Source organism: Caminibacter pacificus (assembly GCF_003752135.1).
Classification (GTDB): domain Bacteria; phylum Campylobacterota; class Campylobacteria; order Campylobacterales; family Nautiliaceae; genus Caminibacter; species Caminibacter pacificus.
Genome location: NZ_RJVK01000001.1, coordinates 468,003 through 488,922, shown reverse-complemented (window position 1 = coordinate 488,922; position 20,920 = coordinate 468,003). Strand labels below are relative to the sequence as shown.

Below are 20,920 nucleotides of genomic sequence, written 5' to 3'. Positions count from 1 at the left end.
CCTCCTTAGAATAATAATCCGTAAATAATTGTCAAAACACCCAAAACAAAAAGCCAAAAAGCCGATGTTTTGGCGATTTTTTTGCTAAATACAAGAGCGTATATCGCTTTTAGGATGTCGTTGCTTCCTGCGGCTATTACAATTGCGGAAGCTATGTCGTTAAGTGTAATATGAAATTTTCCGGTTAATAAAGAAAGTACGAAAGGGTCGATATCGGTAAAACCTATGATGAAAGATAAGATTTTAAGTCCCACGTTTCCGAAATGACTCGTTACGTAGTGAGTAATAACCATCATCGCCACGAAAAGAAACGCAAAAACAAAAGCGGTCCCAAGCTCAAGCGGGTTTCTATCATCAATCGGTGCGTCTGCGGCTACGTTTTTTTTGTAGAGGAAAAATGAAATTATCACTCCGATTAGCGCAAATAAAACCATAGGAATAAGAATTTTTCTTGCAACTTCGGAATTGAAAATAAAAGCGATTACGAGAAGTCTTAAATACATCATGGAAGTTGCGATGATTATCGCCGAATTTATAATACTCAAAATATTTCCGCTTGCGTTTATGCTAAGGGCTTTTTTACTCAAAACCACGGTAGTGGCCGTAGAGCTGTAAAGTCCTCCGAAAATTCCCGTTAGCAAATAGCCTTTGTTTTTGAAAATGAATTTTTGAGCTAAATAACTGCCGTATGATATTGCCGAAATCACAACCACGACAAGCCAGATTTTAAAAGGAGAAATTCCTATCGTTTTGATTGGAGTATTTGGTAGTATCGGCAAAATTACTGCACTTAAAAGTACGAATTTTCCGAGTGTTTCGAACTCTTTTTCGTTTATTTCGTTTAGGGCTCTTCCTAAATAGCTTTTGTAGTTAAGAATAAATACGATAAGCACGAATAGTAGTGCAGGCATCCAGATGTTTTGGTAGATGTTTATCAAAGCTCCGAAACTATAAACGATTGCCATTATCAAAAACGAAAGAATCGACGTTCTTTGCTCTTCGTTTTTAAAATAATAATGAATCGCATACAAAACGCTAAGGGTTATAAATCCGGTGATGTATAAATTTAAAGAAATTTTATAAAAAACAAACCCGATAATTCCGATAAAAGTATAAGTTCTTGCGGAACCTAAATGGGGTTTTGGCTCTTTATGGAGTCTGTAAGCTTTAAGTTCGAGCCCCACAAGAAAAGAGAGGGCTACTACGATAAAAAAGTAGACCAAATCTTGGGGGATAAAGCTTAAAGTATTCATAGTACGTCGATTCCTTTCGCTTTTCTATAATATTTGACAACCGCTCTTTTGACAAAATCGTTAAATACGAACCAAACAAGAGTATATGCTAAAAGATAAAGTCCCCATTCCCAACCGATAGGCGTAATGATTCCGAATCCGTAAACTCCTAAAATCAAGCCTAAAAACGCTGTTGATAATGACGCAGTTAAAAGTACCCAGCTAGGATAAGGTTTTTTGAAAAACCAATCGCTTGTTCTTGTATTGAAAATAGTCCAGTGCCCCGCCATTACGAGTTTTGTAAAAAATGCGCTTTGAACGAACGCCAAAAACGCTTTAGGGTCTTTATAATCGATCCAATGAGGAAGAGGCGGCATGAATACAGGATTTAGAGGGTGTGCTTTTAGCCACACCATTGTAAAATAAAAAATAGTAAAACTACTAAGCACTCCCGCAATCCCTAACCAGCTTGAGAGTACGAGCATTTCGTGCATATCCCAGCGTACAGGTTTTTTTTCGATTTTGGTGTTGTCGTATGCGATTGATAAAATAGGAATGTCGTTAAATAGTGCAAGTAAAATAATCATCAAAGCCGTTACCGGATAGAAGTTGAAAATTACGATTGAAAGAGTCATAAATAAAATTACCCTGATTGTTTCGGCAATTCTGTAAATCGTATAGCTTTTCATTCTCTCAAATGTAATTCTCGCTTCTTTTATTGCATCCACAATTACTTTAAGCCCCGGTGCCAAAAGTACTATATCCGCGGCGGCTCTTGCGGCATCCGTCGCACCGCTGACGGCAATACCGGTATCCGCTTTTCTAAGAGCCGGTGCGTCATTTACGCCATCACCCGTCATTCCGACGATATGGTCCGCTTTTTGAAGTTCATCGACGATAAAATATTTATCTTCGGGAAATACTTCCGCAAATCCGTTTGCTTCTTCGATTATTTTTATAATCTCGCTTTCGTGTCTTTTTACGCTACCTTTTACTAATTTCGCACTTTTTTCGACCTCTTTTTTTACTTGGTCGATTATTTCGTTTACTTTTTTTTGTATCTCCTCTTCGCTTAGTTTCATCGTTTTAAGTAGAGCGGTTGAGATGATTTTTGCAAGTTCTACATATTCGTCGTGAGTTTCGTTTTTTAATTCGCGAATTGAGTAGATATTTTCTCCGATACCCAAAATTTTTGCGATATATCTCGCAACGGCTACGTTATCACCCGTAACCATCTTAATTTCTACGCCTTTGGCTTTTGCTTCTTCAATCGCTTCTTTGCTATCCGGTCTTGGAGGGTCGTATAATGGAATCAGACCTAAAAAGTGAAAAGCGCTCTCATCGCTATATTTATATGCAACACCTAAAGTTCTAAATCCGTTTTGGGCGAATTCTTCTACTTTTTCGTAAGCTTTTTTCTTATGTTCGGCGTCCAAATCGCACATTTCGATAATTACTTGCGGAGCGCCTTTTGTTGCTACCACTTCTTTGCCGTTAATTTCTACATAACTTTCCGTTCTTTTTCTAACAGGGTCGAACGGAATGAATTTTTTTAGTTTGAATTCAGGGAGTTTTAGATTGTGTTTTTCAGCCCATTCGAAAAGCGGTTTTTCGATAGGGTCGTTGTTTTCTTTTTTGCTCGCAAGCAATGCATATATGAAAAGTTCGTTTATGTCGTGGTTTTCCTCTACATACGGCTCACCGACGGTCATTTTGTTTTGGGTAAGCGTTCCGGTTTTGTCGCTACATAAAATATCCATTCCCGCCATCTCTTCGATAGCCGCCAAACGACTTACAATCGCTTGTTTTTTAGCAAGGTTCAAAGCACCTACCGCCATTACGACTGTTAGGACCGTAGGCAATGCCACAGGAATCGCCGCTACAGTCAAAACAAGTGAAAATTCAAGAAGTTCCCAAATATTTTCGTGTCTTTTTACGCCGACGAATATAATCAACGCCACTAAAATAACGGTAATAATAATCAAAAAATTTCCGACGTTGATAACCATTTTTTGAAAATGGCTTCTTTGGTTTTGTTCGGCTTTTGCAACGAGTCCGACCGTTTTTCCGAAATAGGTATTAAGCCCGGTACCTACGACTAAAGCAATCATTTCACCTTGTTTTACGATTGAATTTGAATATGCAATGTCTCCGGGTTTTTTCGTAACAGGCAAACTCTCACCCGTTAGTGCCGATTGGTCGATCGATAAAAACTCTCCGCCTCCGATTAGTTTGACATCGGCAGGGATTATATCACCGATTTTGATTTTTATGATATCCCCGGGTACTATTTCACGAGCAGGTATTTCTTGCCATTTTCCGTCTCTTAATACCAAAGCCTTTCTTGCCAATTTCTTTTTTAAAACTTCGATTGCGTTTAAGGCTTTGTGTTCTTGATAAAAATCCAAAAAGGCATTTGTAAAGAGCATAATCATAATAATCGTGAAATCTTCCCACCTATGAACGAGTGCGCTTAAAATGCCCGCAATTTCAATCATCCAAGGAATAGGTCCCCAAAATCTTCTGAAAATTCTATGCCAAAGCGGCTCTTTGTATTCGGGGATTTCGTTAGGTCCGTATTTTTTGAGTCTCTCTTTTGCTTCTTCTTCGCTCAATCCTCTATTTATATCGACTCCGAACTCGCTTGCAACTTTGTCAATCGGTATATTTTTGTAATCGTCCGTTTTCATCAAAACCTCCTTAATGCTCTATCTATAGCTTCACTATATGTAGGATGCGGGAAAACCGCTTTTTTTAAGGTATCGATATCAACTTCTGCGGCAAGTGCGCTTGAGAAGATACCGATAAGCTCTTCGGCGTTCGGAGCTAAAATATCAGCTCCCGTTATGAAATTTTCTTCATCGGCGTATATTTTTACAATCCCGAGTTCGTCTCCGTATAAACTGCCCGCAATTCCTAAATAATTAATAGGAAACTCCGCTTCTTTTACGCCTTTTGTGCCGATATTTGCATAACTTAGCGGCAGTGTGTAGATGAATTTCGGGATGTTTTCGAGGATTAGTTTTTCTTTTTTGCCCAAAATCTGATTTGCAACGTTAAGAACCTGAGCTCTTGCGGCGTGTGCGAGCATCAGTTTGCCGTTGCAATCTCCTACGGCATAGACGTTTGGCATGGTGGTTTGAAAATACTCATCCGTTACAATGCCTTTTTGGATTTTGATTTTGTCGGTTTGAACGATATCGGTTTTCGGTACTCTTCCGGCCGCTACCAAAAGATAGTCGGTTGAAAATTCTTTGCCGTTAATGTTGCAAATCACTTTTGAATGTTCGGTTTTAGCTTCTTTTATTTCGCTGTTAGGCATTAGATTTACGCCTATATTTTTTAACTGCTCTTCGAGCTTTTCGGTAATGATTTGAGGAAATTTTTTTGAAATGTTCGAATGTCTGTATAAAAGATTTACTTTTGTGCCTATCGTACTGAAAAAAGAAGCCATTTCAAGTCCTATTGCACCGCTTCCGTAAATTGTTATCTCTTTTGGAGCGTTTTTTAATTCAAGCGCTTCTTTTGAAGTAATAATTCTTTTGCCGTCATATTCTATTCCCTCAGGAATTCGAGGTTTGGAGCCGTCTGCGATTATTATGTATTTTGCTTGTAGGGTTTTGTTTTGGTTTTTTAATAAAACTCCATCATCAGTAACATACCCTTCATCTTCGATAAGCTCAACTTTTGCCATAAGTAGTTGATTTTTGACGGCTTTTGTGTGTGAGGTTATTATTTTTGATATGTGATTTTGGAGTTTTTTTAGATTCAAACTCACCTCACCATCGAAAAATCCTTCTTTTAATTCAAGCAGGGTTTTTGCTCTGTGTAAGAGATTTTTTGAAGGAATACAGCCGTTATGAAGGCACGTACCTCCTAAATGTTCCAAGTTTCTTTCAATAAGAGCCACTTTTTTCCCGGCTTTGCTTAAAACTATAGCAGCCGCATATCCGAGTCCCCCTCCTATTACTATTACGTCATACATTTTTACACTCCTCTTTAAAATCGTTGATAAATTTTGCCGCGTCAACTCCGTTTAGGATTCTATGGTCGATTGTAAAAGATACTTCCATTTTATTATTGTTTAACGCACCAAAAGCCGCAATTCCGGCGTCGTTGTCATTAATAAGAGCCGTAAAGCTTTTTATGTTAAACATTCCGAGATTGCTAATTCCGAAAGTCGAGCCGCTTAAATCTTCGATACTCAATTTTTTAGTTTTTATCTCTTTTAGCCATTCGTTTATCTCTTCAAGGCTTTTATCTTCGGCGTTTTTAATCACACACATAAAAAGTCCGTCATCTCTTGCTACCGCTACCGAAATATTGGAAGTAGGGTAGGTTAGAAGTTCGTTGTCTTTTAAAATACTACGCGTTAAAGGATGTTTTTGCATAGCAGTAGCGAGTGCTTTTATAATTTGTGCTGTTAATTTGATGTTTTCTTTTTTTGTTATTTCTACCTCTTCAAAAACGAAAAACGTAGGTTTTTTTATTGCGTTTTGGACCGTTTTTATAACTGCGATTTGGTTTGGAGATAATTTTGTGATTTTCGGGATGTTGTTTGTTTTTATGTATTTCATCACCTCATCGCTTTCTATTTTACGGTTCAATTCGAATATGTCAAAATCAAGCCCGTACTCTTTTATTAATTTTGCAGCTTTTGGTGAGAAATATTTTTTGATAATCACTTCGTCGATATCTTTTTCGTGAGCCGGAGTAGGTAATTCTCCGCTTTTTTGAAGTGATTCGATATCTATTCCCAATTTTTTGGCTTTTTGTTTTGCAGCCGGCGAAGCGCTGCCGGAAACTTTCTTACTCGGTTCATTGACGATAGAGTTTATAAGCTCGTCTATGTCTATTGAGCTATCAGTATTCGTTTTGCTGCTTTTTTCTTTTGTCTCTTTAATTTCTTCTTGTTCGTTTTTTGTTTCTTGTTTTGATTCTTCACTTTCAATTACTGCTATTACGCTTTTTACAGGTACTTCTTCACCTTCTTTTACCAATATTTTTTTAACCCTGCCGTTTACGAAACTTTCGATATCCATTGTCGCTTTGTCGCTTTCGACTTCGCAGAGTTTATCTCCTTTTTTGACCCTATCTCCCTCTTTTACGTACCATTTGATAAGTTTCCCTTTATCCATAGTATCGCTAAGTATCGGCATCGTTACTTTATATTCCATTTTCAGCCTTCCATTTTAGAATTTTTTTAACGATTTTCTCAGGAGTAGGGATTGATAAAAGTTCAAGTTTTCTATTGTACGGAATAGGTACGTCCTCACCGGCTATTCTTAATACCGGCGCGTCAAGGTCGTAAAAGCAGTTTTCCATAATTTGAGCAGCTATTTCAGCGCCCATTCCGCCGGTTTTGTGGTCTTCTTCTACGATTACGCATTTTTTTGTTTTTTTGATTGATTTTGCGATAGTTTCGATGTCTATAGGTCTTAGTGAATTCAAATCGATAATTTCAGCGTCAATTCCCGCTTTTTGTAGAGCTTTTTGGGCTTCGAGTACGTCGTATCTCATTTTTAGGTAAGTGATAATTGTCAAATCTTTTCCCTCTTTTACCACTTCTGCTTTGAACGGGTCGAAATTTTTAATTTCTTTAAATTCCATATCCATAGGATATAAAAGCTCGTGTTCTAAAAATACGACCGGGTCGTTCATAAAAATTGCGCTTTTAAGTCCGTAGTATGCATATGTCGCGTTGCTTGCGGCAAGGACAATAAGTCCCGGGACGCTTGAATATAGAGTTTCATAGTTTTCGCTATGTTGAGCTGCAAGCTGACGACTTACACCACCAGGCATTCTGATAGTTAGAGGTATCGTCATTTTACCGCCGCTCATATATCTGAATTTTGATGCGTGGTTTATAATTTGGTCCATTGCAAGAAGTGAAAAATTTGCCGTCATTATTTCGGCTATCGGTCTTAGACCTGCAATTGCCATACCTATTGCGTTACCAACGATACTTAGCTCCGCAATAGGCGTATCGATTACTCTTTTTTCTCCGTATTTGCTAAAAAGTCCTTCGCTGACCCTATAACTTCCTCCGTATCTTCCGACATCTTCACCTAAAATAACTACGCTGTTATCCGCCGCCATTGATTCGTCTATCGCTTTATTGAGTGCCTCACGGTAAAGCATTTTCACACTCCTTACAAAAAACGTCTTCAAATAGTTCGTAATCTTCAGGTTCAGGTGACTCGGCGGCGAATTTGACGGCTTCTTCTATTACGTTTTGAACTTTTGCGTCCGCTTCTTGAAAATACTTTTCATCTACGATTCCGAGTTCTATCGCTTTTTTCTTTAGGTTTTCTATAGGGTCTCGGCGTTTGAATATTTCAAGCTCTTCTTCGCTTCTGTATTTTCCGGCGTCACTCATACTGTGACCCTCGTATCTGTAGGTTTCCGCTTCGATAAAATAAGGCCCAAGCCCGTTTTCGATATGAGTTTTTGCTTCCATAACGGCGTTATAAACCTCGCAAACGTCCATTCCGTTTATTCTTTTTGTCGGCATATAGTTTTTTGCTTTGTTATATAGCTCGACAAAAGGACTAACCCAAGAAATATGAGTCCCTATTGCGTAGTAGTTGTTTTCGCAAAAGAAAATAATAGGAAGTTTCCAGGCACTCGCAATATTTATACTCTCGAAAAAAGCTCCGGCGTTACTTGCGCCATCACCGAATATTGCAAAAACCCCGGCGTTTTCTCCTTGGATTTTCCTGGCATACGCACAGCCTACTGCTATTGGCAGATGCCCGGCTACTATCGCGTCTCCTCCGTAAAAGTCGAGTTTCGGCTCGAATAGGTGCATCGAGCCGCCTTTTCCTTTGCTGATTCCCGTTTTTTTACCGAAAAGTTCGGCCATTACTCTTTTTGGCTCCATTCCTCTGGCAAGAGCTAAGACGTGTTCGCGGTAGTGCGTAAAGACGTCTCCCTTGTCAAAAGCTTGCATAGTCCCCACACTTACTGCTTCTTGTCCTATATCAAGATGTAAAAATCCGGCTATGTTTCCGTTCATATATTCGCGTTTTGCGGCAAGCTCGAATTCACGGCCCAATTTCATAAGATAATAAAATTTTTTAACCCTTGCGCTATTCATTTGAAAACTCCTCTATCGCTTTAAAAAGAGGAGTCATATACATCAAAGCCGGACCTCCGTGCATCAGTACCGCTTGCATTGCGGCTTCGATTATCTCTTCTTTATTCGCTCCGAGTTTCAAAGCGTTTTTGGTATGAAAAGCTATACACCATTCGCACTGAGCTGCTACTGCCAAAGCGATATTGATTAACTCTTTATTTTTGGCACTAACAGCCCCGTCTTTTTCGACGCTTTTTAGGAAATTAAAGAAATTTTTTGTCTCTTCAGGTGCGTTTTGTTGTAATTTTTTTACTAATTCTTCAATTTCTTGTAGTTTTTCTCTCATCATTGAACCCTCCTTCAATCGATTTGACTAAACTTTTTTTAGCCTTTAATTTATTATAACTCTCCAAACTTTAAAGAAAGCTTAAAAATGAAGAATAATTCAAGAAAATTGATATAAGTCGTATAAAGGGGATAAAAAGAGTCCTAAACTATAGGATTTTTGAAGCCTCCTCTAATGAAGTGAAGTAGAGTTTTTTGTTTTTATCAAGTAATTTTTTCGCACTTTCAAACGATTTGTCTCCAAGAAGTATCGGGATAGTGTTTTTATAGTTTAGAAGCTCTTTTGCAATAGCTTTTGCGTTTGTCATATATTGAGGAGTAATAATTACAAAAATTATATCGCTTAGATTTTTAATAATTTCAAGAGCGTTTTTGTATCTTTTTGCCGTAGCGTCGCCTATGATGTCGATAGGGTTGTTGTGAGACCATGTCGGAGGGAGGATGGCGTTTAGTTTTTCAATTGTTTTTTTATCGAGTTCTAAGAGGTCTTTGTGTTTGCTTACAAGGTCGGTAAGAATCGTACCGGGACCTCCCGCGTTTGTGAGGATTATAACGTTTTGTTCGTTTAAGAATTTCGGTGAGAAAATTAATGACTCAATAGAGTCTTTTATTTTGGCTCCTGCTATTTCGCTTAAGGTCATAATCATTTCATAATCCCCGGCGATATTTCCGGTATGAGAAAAGGCGGCTTTTTTGGCCGCGTCGCTTTTTCCGGCTTTAAAGAGTAAAATAGGTTTTTTAGAGTTTCTTATGGCTTCTAAAAACGCTTTTCCGAATTGCATGCCTTCTGCATAAATTGCGATAACTTCACATGATTTTTGTTCGTTTAGCTCTTTTATTGCGTGTGCGAAATTGAAATCCGCCATATTCCCCATAGAAATGATATGAGAAAAACCGATTTTATATTTTGATGCCTTATCCATAAGCGCAGTCAAAACAGCTCCGCTTTGAGAGATAAGTCCGATTTTTCCTTTATAAATTTTGCTTTTTGCAAAAGTTAGGTTGAGGTTTAGTTTTGAATAATAAATCCCAAGGCAGTTCGGGCCTACGATATTTATGTCGTTTTCTTTTGCAAGGCGGCTTAATTCTTCTTCGGCTTGAATATTTCCGCTCTCTTTAAACCCTGCTGAGATAATAATTATATTTTTAACTCCCTTTTTGATTAGTGATTTGACATTCTCGAGTACGTATTTTGTCGGAATGGCGATAACCGCTGTATCGATTTGAGGTAGTTGATTTAGAGAGTTATAGACTTTTTTGTTAAAAAGAGTTTTTAGTTTCGGATTGACAAAATAGATATTCGCTTTGCTTTTTAGGGCGTTTTTGGCTATTGCGTAGCCGACTTTTTCTTTTTTGTCGGTTGCACCGAAAATTGCGACGTTTTTTATATTAAAAAGCGAGTTGTTTTTTTTAACGAACTCTTTTTTTTGTTTTTCACCTTTTTTTATTCTCGCATCGACAGCGAATATCCCTTTTTCGTTGATTATCAGCGGGTTTATGTCTATTTCTAAAATATCTTCGTTTTTAAACATTTTTTGGAATTTTTTTATCGTTTTTATCAAAAGTTTCAGGTCGTATTTTTTGCCTCTAAACTGAGGAAAAATTTTTGAAATTTTTGTTTTTTCGATAGATTTCAGTATCTCTTTTTCATCCGATTCGGTGTCGATGTAGGTTATGTCTTTTTCTATCTCTACAAGAGTGCCGCCTTTTCCAAAAACGATAGTCTCTTCAAAAATAGTATCGAAAACCCCGCCCAAGAAAAGCTCGATTCCCTTAATCTCTTCTTCGACTATAAATTCATCGTCTTCATCGAGGGTTATCGAGTGTTTTTTTAGGTTTTTAATAATCTCTTTTTTTGCGGATTTGAGACTTCTGTTGTTTTGAATATTGGTAATGACTCCTCCCACATCGCTTTTATGAACCACTTTGTCGCTGTGGATTTTTATTACGCAAGGAAAAGTATCGAAACTCACCTCTTCATTTAATTTGAAAAGTTTGTATTTAGGGTGTGAAATTCCGTATTTATCGAGTAGTTTATAAACTTCTGCTTCTTTCATTTTTTCTCCTTAAATCCCCATTAATTTTTTTGCTAAAGCAAGCATATTTTCATCGAGTTCGTATTTTGAATTTACGATATCTTTTAAATCTCTAAGTACGAATTTATCATCATAATAAGTTACGATTTTGTCAGGGTTTTTTTCGATATTATCAAGGGCGGTTTTTACAAATTCCGCAGTTCTTAGTCTCTCTATCACCGTAGGTGAGCCGCCTCTTTGGATATGACCGAGTATCGTAACTCTGCTCTCAAATCCTATCTCTTTTTCAAACCACTCTTTTATTTTGTATGAAATATTAAGTCCCTCCGCGACAATTGCCAAAAAATAACTTCTGCCGTTTTTTATTTCGTCGAGGTATCTTTTTTTGAGATTGTCGAGGTTATATTTTACTTCCGGTATTAAACACATCTCAGCTCCGTTTGCCACGGCACTTGTTAGCGCTAAATATCCGCACTCTCTTCCCATAGTTTCGATTACGAAAGCACGGCTGAAGCTGCTTGCGGTATCTCTGATGTCATCTACCGCTTCTCTTATGACGTTTAGAGCCGTATCGACTCCTATGGTGTACTCGTTTAGAGGTATGTCGTTGTCTATTGTTGCTGGAATTCCCATAAAAGGTATTTTGAATTCATCATAAAAAACATCAAGCGCTCTAAAACTTCCGTCACCTCCTAAAATTATAAGAGCGTCTATTTTGTTGTTTTTTAGGTTTTCGTAGGCTATTTTTCTATATTTTTTTTCATACCACCTTTTGCTTCTGCTTGAGCGAATAATAGTACCGCCTCTATAAATTATTCCGGCGACGTCTTTGTAAGAAGCTTTTTTTATTTTTCCATCAATCATTCCCTCTAAGCCGTCATATATGAAATAGGGAGTGTAGTTTTTTTCGTAACAGCATTCGACGAATTTTTTAATAGCGGGATTCATTCCGCTGCTATCACCTCCGCTGGTTAGTATCGCTATATTCATTTCTCCTCCTTATAGTTTATCAGCAAAATAACTGCTTCTGACAAGCTCACCAGCAACTACCGCTTTAAAACCTATCGAATAAGCCATATTTTCTAATAGCTCGAATTCTTCTTTTGAATAATATTTTTTTACCGGATAGTGTTTTGGTGATGGTCTTAGGTATTGACCTATCGTTAGTTGTGAAAGGCCTGCGTTTTTTAAATCTCTCATAGTCTCTTCAATCTCTTCGAATGTCTCGCCGAATCCGACGATTATAGATGATTTTGTGATTTTAAATTTCGAATAATATTCCAAAACTTTTAAGCTTAAAGTATAAGAGCTTTTCGGTTTTAGCTTTTTGTGAAGTCTTTTAGTCGTTTCGATATTGTGAGCCAATTTATAGCTTTTGGAGCTTATCATTAAATTTAGTGCGTTGATGTCTCCTCTGAAATCGGGGGTTAGGCTTTCTATTTTGGTATTGGGGTTTAAAGCGGCTATTTTTTCTATTACGTTATAAAAATGAGTGCTTCCGTAATCGCTCAAATCGTCTCTATCAACGGATGTTGTTACGACGTAGTTTAGATTCAGCTCTTTTACGGCTTTTGCTATTTTTAGGGGTTCGTTTTCATCAAGAGGTAGAGGTTTTGCGCTTGTGACGTTGCAAAATTTACAGTTTCTCGTGCAGATATTTCCCATAATCATAAATGTAGCCGTGCCTCTTTTGAAACATTCGCTGATATTGGGGCATTTTGAAGAGTAGCATACGGTACTAAGAGAGTATTTTTCGATTATGCTTAAAGTTTTTGAGATAGCCTCAAATGAGGGAGCCTTTACTTTTGGTTTCATAAAACACCTCTTTTATATACTCTTTTAACATTTCCTTAGCCGTTTCCTGATTGATATATACTCCCTCATTATACAACGAAGTTGCTTTGACTTGGCTTAAATTGCATGGTCTAATTTGGTTAAAAGTGGTCAAATTGGGATTAAGGTGTATCGAAACTCCGTGATTCGAGCGGTTTTTTATGTATGAAAATCCCAAAGATGCTATTTTTCTGTTTTGGATATAGTATCCCGGTCTATTTTTATCGTAATAAATTGGTAAATTGAAATTTGAAAAAAATCTATTTAACACAAGGCGTACTTTTTTGAAAAAAAGAGGAGGGGATTTGACGTTGAAAATAAAATAGAGCATTAAAGTCCCCTCGTCAAAATATGTAATGCTTCCGCCTCTTTTTACCGGTACGGCAAAAGGAAATGCTTTTGCTTCGCTCTCTCCCACCGTAAAAACGGGATAGTGAGTGGCAAAAAGGAGGAAATTTTGATTAAGAGGTGTCAGTTTTTCTTGGATTTTTAGGAACTTTTCGTATTCAATTAAACCTAAATCTTTAAAATTTATTTCTGAGAATTGTTTTTCCAATTTCGACCCCCGGCTGATTGTATGTATTTACTTCAAGAAGACTACCTATTGCTGAGGTTAAAATCTCGTAATACATAATCAGTTCGCCGATATTTTTTAGGTTTAAACTCTCCATTATTATCTCATCCACCGGATACTCTTTTGCGAGCAGGGCTTCTTTTGTCGCTTCGCACTCTTTGTTGATAAGCTCGGCAAAAGTGTGGTCGTTTACGAAATCGGTAGCGTTAAGGTATGGGAGGTTGATATTCGGGATTTTGAAATCGGGGTCGAAGTTTTTGATTTGTAAGAAAGTTATCGTTTTATGACCCATTCCTTCCATTAAAAGTTGCAAAAAAGAATGCTGATCGATACTTCCTATATGACCCACAGGCATAATCTCTTTTCCGTTTTTGCCAAGAGATTCTCCGAAAAGCTGAACGAACCACTCTTTAAAAGCACTAAGAATCGTCGCATATGCAAAAAGTACGTTTACGGGGTAGATTTTGTAATTTCTTGCATAAAACGAAGCTTTTTTTAATAAATGAAGTTCGTTTTTTTCAAAAAATCGGTCTCTAAAGTCTTTTGCACCTTGCAAAATAGAGACTATATCCGCTCCTGCGGCTTTTAGAGGTATCATCCCTACCGCACTTAATACCGAAAATCTTCCTCCTACGTTTTTTGGGAGATTAAAACATTCAATTCCCCAATCTATTGCGAATTTTTCAAGAGGACTTCCGGGGTCGGTTATGATTTTTAGGTTTTTAGCTTTTGGTTTTAGTTTGAAGTGTTCTATTACTTTTTTGAAAATCGAGATAGTTTCTATTGTTTTTCCCGATTTTGAGATGACAAAAAAGAGAGGATTTTTCAGCTCTTTGAATTTTCCAATCAAATCGATAGGGTCGGGATTTTCCAGAAAAACCATTTTTTTAAGAGGAAATTTATTTTTTATCATTTCATAAATGGCTTTCGTACCAAGCGAACTTCCACCGATACCGATAATCGCTATTTCGCTAAAATCTTCAAAATTTATATCTTTGAATTTCATAGAACTCTCAGGCAGGTGATAATAGCCTATTTCTTGAGATTCGTACTCTTTTAATACGTTCTCAAAAGCTTCTTTTTCGGCTTTTTTGTTTTCGTAATCAAAATAAAGATTGTATTCCATTTAACCCCTTTTTCAAGTAATATTAAAATTATAGTAAAATTTCATAAAAAAAGGACAACAATGGCAAAAAGAGCGCTTTTAAGTGTTAGTGATAAAACCGGAATCGTTGATTTTGCAAAAAATTTGGTTGATTTGGGATTCGAAATCATCTCAACTGGCGGGACTAAAAGAATTTTACAAGAAAACGGAATTAACGCTATAGATATTAGTGAAATTACAAAATTTCCTGAGTGTTTCGGCGGAAGAGTTAAAACTCTTAATCCTTACGTGCACGGGGGGATTTTATATAGAAGCGGGATTGATGATGAAGAAGCAAAGAAACTCGGAATTCAAAGAATAGATTTGGTGGCCGTAAATTTATATCCTTTTAAAGAGACGATTGAAAGAACGGATGATTTTGATGAGATTATCGAAAACATAGATATCGGCGGACCTACGATGGTTAGAAGTGCCGCAAAAAACTTCAAAGACGTAATTATCGTAACCGACCCTGCCGATTACGACGTGGTGGTGGAGGCTTTGAGAGACGGCAAAGATACGTATGAATTCAGAAGAGATTTGATGATAAAAGCGTACGAGCATACGGCTGCGTATGATAGTATGATTGCAAACTATATGAACGAAAGATTTAAAGACGGATTCGGAGATAAAAGATTTATAGTCGGTAAAAAAGTATTTAACACAAGATACGGAGAAAACCCTCACCAAAGAGGTGCGCTTTATGAATTTGAAGATTTTTATGAAAACCTAAGAACTCTAAAAGGTGAAGCAAGTTTCAATAACCTAACAGATATTAACGGAGCTGTAAAACTTGCCGTTAGTCTTGGAGAAGGAGCGATTACGATTATCAAACACGCAAACCCATGCGGTGCGGCAAAAAAAGAAGATTTGGTAACTACATGGCAAAAAGCGCTTGAATGCGATCCTGTGAGTGCATACGGAGGAGTTGTTGCGGTAAACGGAGTGGTGACAAAAGAACTTGCCGAAGAGATTAATAAAATTTTCGTAGAAGTACTTATAGCCGGGACTATCACCGAAGAAGCGGTAAAAGTATTTGAAAAGAAAAAAAGAATAAAACTTTTCGATTTAGGTCAGCCTAAGCTTGAAATTCCGGGTGATGTTTGGGATTTCAAACATATCGAGGGTGGATTTGTTTTTCAAGATGCCGATAGAGTGCTTGAAGATGAAGTGGCAAATGCTAAATGCGTAACTAAAGTTTGCGTTGATGATAAAAGAGATTTGGAAATGGCGTGGAAAATCGCCGCTCTTACAAAATCAAACTGCGTAGCTTTTGTAAAAGATTCTCAACTTGTAGCTATCGGTATGGGTATGACAAGCAGAGTTGACGCTACAAGATGTGCGGTTGAAAAAGCAAAAAGCTTGGGGCTTGATATAAAAGGCGCGTCACTTGCAAGCGAAGCTTTCTTCCCATTCCGCGATAGCGTAGATTACGCGGCTGAGGTAGGAGTAAAAGCTATTATCCAACCTGGCGGCTCTATAAGAGACGACGAGGTGATTCAAGCGGCTGATGAAGCCGGAATCGCTATGTATTTCACAGGAAAGAGACACTTCTTACACTAAAAGCCTTTTTGGCTTTTGCATATTTTAGTGAATTCGAATTTTTCACTATCAAAAAGTCCTTTGTCCGATAATTTTAATTTAGGAATCACCAAAAGCGCCATAAATGAAAGAGTCATAAAAGGTGATGTAAGAGATGAGCCTAAATTTTTTGCTTTTTGTTGTAGTTTCGCATATTTTTTCGCTACGAAATGAGGCTCTTTCGAACTCATAAGTCCCGCGATATCAAGCTCTAAAATATCCGTTTTTTCCCCGTCATATACACAAATTCCGCCTTTGTGTTTAATGATTTCGTTTATTACGATAGATAAAGATTTTTTATCACATCCCACAGCTACGATATTGTGAGAATCATGGGCGACGCTTGAGGCTATCGCTCCTTTTTTTAATCCGAAACCTTCAATCAAGCCGAGAGCCGGTTTTGCGTTTTGGTATCTGTTTACTACGCTAAAGAGTAAAATATCGTTTTTTATATTAGGAACTTCGCCTTTAAAATATCTTTTTTCGGTTATCAGTTGTTTATCAATTGCTTTTATTACCAAATATTCTTCACATTTTTCTATTTCGAAATCTTCTTCTTTTTTTGGGGAAGTGTGAAAATTGTTTATGATTTCAGGAACTGAAAAACTATCTTTTTCTTCTTTACTGTAAGCGATTTTGCCATCTATTATTGTCTTTTGAACTTCGAAATTCTCTAAATTATCGACGATTATAAAATCGGCTTTGTCTCCTACTCTAAGCATTCCTACATCAAGTCCGTAATGGATAACAGGATTAATACAAGCGATTTTTAATACGTCAAAAAGGTCGTAACCTTTTTTTAGGCTTCTTTTTACAAGCGAATTAATATGCTCTTTTTCCAAATCGTCAGGGTGTCTATCGTCCGAACAAAACATTAATTTGTCGGGATATTTTGCAATAAGCGGATGAAGCGCTTCATAATTTTTTGCAGCACTTCCTTCTCTTATTTCAATTTTCAGTCCTTTTTTTATCTTTTCTTCGGCTTCTTCAAGAGTAAAACTTTCATGGTCCGTTTCGATTCCGGCTGAGATATATTTGCTTAAATTTTCGCCTCTTAGACCCGGGCAGTGTCCGTCGATATGTTTTTTGTATTTTTTTGCAATAGCTATTTTTCGCATTATCTCTTTTTCATTAGCGATTACACCCGGAAAGTTCATCACTTCGCTAAGATATAAAATATCATCTCTTTTTAGCAACTCTTCTATTTCTTTTACTCCGAGTTTCGCTCCGCTTGTTTCAAATCGTGTCGCCGGTACGCAGGGACTCGCTCCGAAATATATTTTTAGAGGCGTTTTTTTTGCATTTTCGAGCATATAATAAACGCCTTTTAATCCTAAAACGTTAGCAATTTCGTGAGGGTCGCTGATAGTTGCTATTGTGCCGTGTTTTAGAGCAAGCATTGCAAAGGAAGAGGGCGGCAGCATCGAGCTTTCGATATGTATGTGAGAGTCGATAAATCCGGGTAGTATGTAGCTTTTTGCTTTTGATACTCTTTTTATGGAAGTGATTTTTTGATTTCGGATTGTGATTTGTGCGGGATAGATTTTTTGTTGTAAAATATCTACTAAATTTGCAGTTACTTTCATTTTCAATCCTTTATTTATTATAAAACTTTTAAAGGAGAAATTCAAGTGTATAAGGTAGTGATTAAAAAAGGGGATATTTTTAGTGAAAAGAGCGCTGATTTTATTGTAAATCCTTCCAATACCGAGCTTATTTTAGGTAGCGGTGTTAGCGGTGCTTTTAGAAGAGTTTGTGGTAGTGCTTTGCAAAATGAGATGAGAAAATTAGCACCGATAAAGCAAGGAGAGGTTGCTGTTACCGACTGCCCGGGACATCCGGAATATAAAAAGGCTCTTCACGTTGCAATAATGGACTATACTTCGAATAATCCTTCTCCTACACTTGAAGTCATTAAAAAATCATTACAAAATATTGAAAAAATCATTAAAAATCATACTCCTTGCAAGATTGTTTTGCCGTTAATGGGAGTAGGAGTCGGGGGTCTTGATAAAGAAGAAGTTATTAAAATTTATAAAGAGTTTTTTTTTAAAAATGTAGATTTTGATTGTGAGGTGGTAATTTACGGATACAAAGATGAAGATTACACACTTTTGAAAAAATACTTTGAAAAATAACAAGTTTTTTTGTATATTTTTATAAATACAGTTTAATTAAGGTCGTATTATGAGTAAAACTAGGATAATAATAAATAAAATTATGGCAATATTCATTATTGTCTTTTTTTATTTGGTTACTGTATCGGTTTTTTTTCAGAAAATAGATTTACATAATGAAAATCTGAAAATAATAGAAAAAGAATATAACACGTCATGTTTTGTCGCATCAAATGGTAAATTTAGTTTATATAGACTAACGCCTCAATGCGAAAAATTATCTGATGATATGAAAAATGAAAAAGTATATATAAAAAAATGGAAAAAATTAGCCTTATATTATACTGTATTATATTTTGGAGTTTTTATTTTTTCTTATTTATTAAAATATGTTACGTTTAAACCTGTTGAAAAGTTATATTGTTTTTTAAAAGATATATTATTTTCATTAGTAAATAGAGTTCGTGAACACAATGTTTTTTATTTTCGGATAACTGTAGTTTTATGTTTGATTTATATACTTTTTGGTGCTGTGAAATATAATATTTGGAATCATTACTATTTGAGTAAATTTATTTTGTATTATTTAATCCCGGCAGTGTTGTTAATTGGCATCGTATGGATTATATCTGCAACAAAAAATAAGGAGGGTAAATGAGCGTTTTGGTTGAATTTGCGATGTTTCCGACCGATAAGGGTGAGAGCGTAAGCGAATATGTTAGCAGAATAATCAAAATGTTTAAAGATAGCGATATTGCGTATGAGCTCACTCCTATGGGGACGGTTTTTGAAGTGGATACGATTGAAGAAGCTACAAACGTAATAAACAACGCCTATAAACAGCTTGAAGCGGATTGCAATAGAGTTTATACGACTATAAAAATGGATATAAGAAAAAATAAATCAAACAGAATGAAGCAAAAAATCGAATCGATAAAGAAAAAAATCGGCGAAGTGAATGCTAAAGCTTAAATTTAAACATCTGTTTTTGGATATCGAACTTGAAGCGGAGGATAGTTTTGCTATTTTAGGGCCCAACGGCAGCGGGAAGAGTCTGCTTTTAAGCGTAATAACTCACGAATTATATCCTCAAAAGCTTTTTAAAAGAGAGGTTTTCGGTAAAACTTTAACATTAAAGGAGGCAAGAGAGACATTCGGAGTTGTGAATAACACTCTTGAATATTTTTATAAAAATGAAAATATTTCGGTATTCGATGCGGTTATCAGCTCTTTTAAAAATGCGCTTGTGGTTTATAATTTTTTTGATTTTTCAGATGAAGAGAAAAATAAAACAAAAGAGATTTTGGATTTTTTCTCTCTTAAGCCGAATCAGGCGGTAAGTACGTTGTCTCTTGGAGAGATGAAAAAACTTTTGATTGCAAGGGCTTTGGTTCATAATCCTAAAATTTTATGTCTTGACGAGCCGACAAACGGGCTTGATATAAAAGCTAAACATCAGTTTTTGGAGTTGATTGAGGGGCTTGATGTTAAAAAGATAATGATAACACACGATTTTAGTGAAGTTTTTTCGTATGGTAAGATTATTATGTTAAGTAAAGGTAAGATTTTTAAAGTCGCAAATAGAGTGGAAAAAGAGGATATCATCGAACTTTTTGGGATTGATGAAAAAATTTACAGGAGATTTTATGGATAGACTTTATGCACCGTGGAGAAGAGAGTATCACGTAAAAAAACAAACCGGCTGTGTTTTTTGCGATATTGCCGCTTCTGCTGAAAACGACGATGAAAATCACGTTTTTTATAGAGACGATATCTGCTTTTTTGTGATGAATAGGTTTCCTTATAATCCGGGACATTTTATGATTATTCCTATCCGTCACGTGGGAGAGTATGAAGATTTGAGTGAAAAAGAGGTATGTCATATTGCCAAAATGGCTCAAAAAGGGTGCAAAATCCTAAAAGATTTCGGAGCTGATGGTATAAATATGGGCTGGAATTTGGGTTTTGATGCGGGAGCCGGGATTCCGGGGCATATACATCTTCATTTGGTACCGAGATTTAAAAGAGATACCAATATGATGACGACCGTTTTTAATACCAGGGTTTATAGTGCGGATTTTGATAAGATTTTTGAAGAGATAAAAGAAATTTCGAAAAAATATTTATAACGATTCGTTTAGAGGGTAAAGTTTTTTTATGTTTTTAAGTTTTTGGAGGAAGATTTTTACTCCTTTTTCTTCGTTTTTGTTGCCGTGGATTAAAATTATAGAATGATTTGTGACTTTTTCTCCTTTTGCAAGCCACGCATTGGAGCCTATTGCGATTAATCCTAAAGAATTTACTATTTTTAAAGTTTTTTTATCACTTATGAGTCCCGGGAATCTAAAGAAAATCGACGGAGTTACTCCGTTGTTTATTAGATATCTTTCGTTGTTTAAGATATCTTTTTTTAGGTCGTAGCCTTTGATAAGTACGAAATTTTTATTAAGAGGGAGGTGTTTGATATATGGGTGAGTCGCCGTGTGGTTTCCCCAGAGGATATTTAATTTTTTCTCTTTTTGCTATTTTTTTAATAATTCGAATGATTTTTTGTGGTGTTTTATCCAATTTTTACTCATAAAAACTATAACGGGAGCGTTTTTTTGTTTTTTTATAAGCGATGTAAAAATGATTTTATCAAAACCTCTTTTACTTGAGGGACAAAAATCAACGCTTAATACGGGATGTTTTGATTTTGTGACACCGGCGTTTTGAAGTTTCGGTTTTTGGTTTAGGAGTTTGAAATATTTAGCTTTTAGGTCACATTGTGTTTTTAGGTCGATTTTTAGGATTATTGATGTTTTTAGAGTGTTGGTATTTACGATGAGTAGTTTTTCTTTGTCGTTTTGTTTGAATTCTCTTATGGCTAAGGTATGTTTTGATATGCAAAAATTAACGACTCTGTAATCACTTATTGCGAAAAGATAACTAAAAACGAATAAAATCGCGAATTTCATCGGCGTCCTTAAAATCTTATTTG

General features: G+C 36.3%; 20 protein-coding genes. 6 read left to right on the top strand and 14 right to left on the bottom strand.

Annotated elements, in window-relative coordinates; translation table 11 throughout:
• Positions 1-5: 5 nt before the first annotated feature.
• The 12 genes from EDC58_RS02565 to EDC58_RS02510 all read right to left on the bottom strand — a co-directional run bounded on the left by EDC58_RS02565 (position 6) and on the right by EDC58_RS02510 (position 14,224).
• A complete protein-coding gene (locus EDC58_RS02565; protein WP_123351933.1) occupies positions 6-1,253 on the bottom strand; it encodes an MgtC/SapB family protein in 1,248 nt (415 codons plus the stop codon).
• Complete coding sequence (locus tag EDC58_RS02560; RefSeq protein ID WP_123351932.1) at positions 1,250-3,922, bottom strand: plasma-membrane proton-efflux P-type ATPase; 2,673 nt, start codon at positions 3,920-3,922, stop codon at positions 1,250-1,252. The genes EDC58_RS02565 and EDC58_RS02560 overlap by 4 nt, the downstream gene beginning before the upstream one ends.
• On the bottom strand, positions 3,922-5,217 hold the full coding sequence (locus EDC58_RS02555) for a dihydrolipoyl dehydrogenase family protein (RefSeq protein ID WP_123351931.1): 1,296 nt from the start codon (positions 5,215-5,217) through the stop codon (positions 3,922-3,924). Before EDC58_RS02555 ends, EDC58_RS02560 begins: the two co-directional genes overlap by 1 nt.
• Positions 5,210-6,409 carry a dihydrolipoamide acetyltransferase family protein gene (locus EDC58_RS02550; protein WP_123351930.1) on the bottom strand — a complete coding sequence of 400 codons (1,200 nt, stop codon included), beginning with the start codon at positions 6,407-6,409 and terminating at the stop codon, positions 5,210-5,212. The genes EDC58_RS02555 and EDC58_RS02550 overlap by 8 nt, the downstream gene beginning before the upstream one ends.
• A complete protein-coding gene (locus EDC58_RS02545; RefSeq protein ID WP_123351929.1) occupies positions 6,399-7,373 on the bottom strand; it encodes an alpha-ketoacid dehydrogenase subunit beta in 975 nt (324 codons plus the stop codon). The genes EDC58_RS02550 and EDC58_RS02545 overlap by 11 nt, the downstream gene beginning before the upstream one ends.
• Positions 7,360-8,331, bottom strand: coding sequence for a thiamine pyrophosphate-dependent dehydrogenase E1 component subunit alpha (locus EDC58_RS02540; RefSeq protein WP_123351928.1), 972 nt, complete (start codon positions 8,329-8,331; stop codon positions 7,360-7,362). Before EDC58_RS02540 ends, EDC58_RS02545 begins: the two co-directional genes overlap by 14 nt.
• Entirely contained in the window at positions 8,324-8,656 is a 333-nt protein-coding gene (locus EDC58_RS02535; RefSeq protein ID WP_123352157.1) for a carboxymuconolactone decarboxylase family protein, read from the bottom strand. The genes EDC58_RS02540 and EDC58_RS02535 overlap by 8 nt, the downstream gene beginning before the upstream one ends.
• Positions 8,657-8,804: 148 nt before the next feature.
• Positions 8,805-10,712 (bottom strand): acetate--CoA ligase family protein, encoded by a 1,908-nt coding sequence (locus EDC58_RS02530; RefSeq protein ID WP_123351927.1) that lies wholly within the window; start codon positions 10,710-10,712, stop codon positions 8,805-8,807.
• Between the two features lie 9 nt (positions 10,713-10,721).
• Positions 10,722-11,681 (bottom strand): 6-phosphofructokinase, encoded by a 960-nt coding sequence (locus EDC58_RS02525; protein ID WP_123351926.1) that lies wholly within the window; start codon positions 11,679-11,681, stop codon positions 10,722-10,724.
• Between the two features lie 9 nt (positions 11,682-11,690).
• The gene (locus EDC58_RS02520) at positions 11,691-12,506 is read right to left on the bottom strand and encodes a lipoyl synthase (RefSeq protein WP_123351925.1); all 816 of its coding nucleotides are present in this window, start codon (positions 12,504-12,506) and stop codon (positions 11,691-11,693) included.
• Positions 12,475-13,080 carry a lipoyl protein ligase domain-containing protein gene (locus EDC58_RS02515; RefSeq protein ID WP_123351924.1) on the bottom strand — a complete coding sequence of 202 codons (606 nt, stop codon included), beginning with the start codon at positions 13,078-13,080 and terminating at the stop codon, positions 12,475-12,477. Before EDC58_RS02515 ends, EDC58_RS02520 begins: the two co-directional genes overlap by 32 nt.
• A complete protein-coding gene (locus EDC58_RS02510; RefSeq protein ID WP_123351923.1) occupies positions 13,049-14,224 on the bottom strand; it encodes a glucose-6-phosphate isomerase in 1,176 nt (391 codons plus the stop codon). The genes EDC58_RS02515 and EDC58_RS02510 overlap by 32 nt, the downstream gene beginning before the upstream one ends.
• 60 nt (positions 14,225-14,284) lie before the next feature.
• On the opposite strand from EDC58_RS02510, the gene purH reads away from it, so the two are divergent.
• Positions 14,285-15,805, top strand: coding sequence for a bifunctional phosphoribosylaminoimidazolecarboxamide formyltransferase/IMP cyclohydrolase (gene purH, locus EDC58_RS02505; protein ID WP_123351922.1), 1,521 nt, complete (start codon positions 14,285-14,287; stop codon positions 15,803-15,805).
• Here the strand turns inward: purH and ade are convergent.
• Positions 15,802-17,409, bottom strand: coding sequence for an adenine deaminase (gene ade / locus EDC58_RS02500; protein ID WP_123351921.1), 1,608 nt, complete (start codon positions 17,407-17,409; stop codon positions 15,802-15,804). The genes purH and ade overlap by 4 nt on opposite strands.
• A 45-nt stretch (positions 17,410-17,454) precedes the next feature.
• Here ade and EDC58_RS02495 point away from each other — a divergent pair, with 45 nt between their 5' ends.
• Genes EDC58_RS02495 through EDC58_RS02475 form a run of 5 tightly spaced genes read left to right on the top strand, consistent with a single transcriptional unit; the run spans position 17,455 to position 20,069 of the window.
• Positions 17,455-17,961: a macro domain-containing protein gene (locus EDC58_RS02495; protein ID WP_170151104.1), complete on the top strand. Its 507-nt coding sequence runs from the start codon at positions 17,455-17,457 to the stop codon at positions 17,959-17,961.
• 49 nt (positions 17,962-18,010) lie between these two features.
• Positions 18,011-18,598: a hypothetical protein gene (locus EDC58_RS02490; protein WP_123351919.1), complete on the top strand. Its 588-nt coding sequence runs from the start codon at positions 18,011-18,013 to the stop codon at positions 18,596-18,598.
• Positions 18,595-18,912 (top strand): MTH1187 family thiamine-binding protein, encoded by a 318-nt coding sequence (locus tag EDC58_RS02485; protein WP_123351918.1) that lies wholly within the window; start codon positions 18,595-18,597, stop codon positions 18,910-18,912. Before EDC58_RS02490 ends, EDC58_RS02485 begins: the two co-directional genes overlap by 4 nt.
• Entirely contained in the window at positions 18,899-19,594 is a 696-nt protein-coding gene (locus tag EDC58_RS02480) for an ATP-binding cassette domain-containing protein (protein WP_123351917.1), read from the top strand. Before EDC58_RS02485 ends, EDC58_RS02480 begins: the two co-directional genes overlap by 14 nt.
• The gene (locus EDC58_RS02475; protein WP_123352156.1) at positions 19,587-20,069 is read left to right on the top strand and encodes an HIT family protein; all 483 of its coding nucleotides are present in this window, start codon (positions 19,587-19,589) and stop codon (positions 20,067-20,069) included. Before EDC58_RS02480 ends, EDC58_RS02475 begins: the two co-directional genes overlap by 8 nt.
• A gap of 393 nt (positions 20,070-20,462) precedes the next feature.
• On the opposite strand, the gene EDC58_RS02470 is transcribed toward EDC58_RS02475, so the two are convergent.
• Complete coding sequence (locus EDC58_RS02470; protein WP_123351916.1) at positions 20,463-20,897, bottom strand: polysaccharide deacetylase family protein; 435 nt, start codon at positions 20,895-20,897, stop codon at positions 20,463-20,465.
• Positions 20,898-20,920 lie beyond the last annotated feature (23 nt).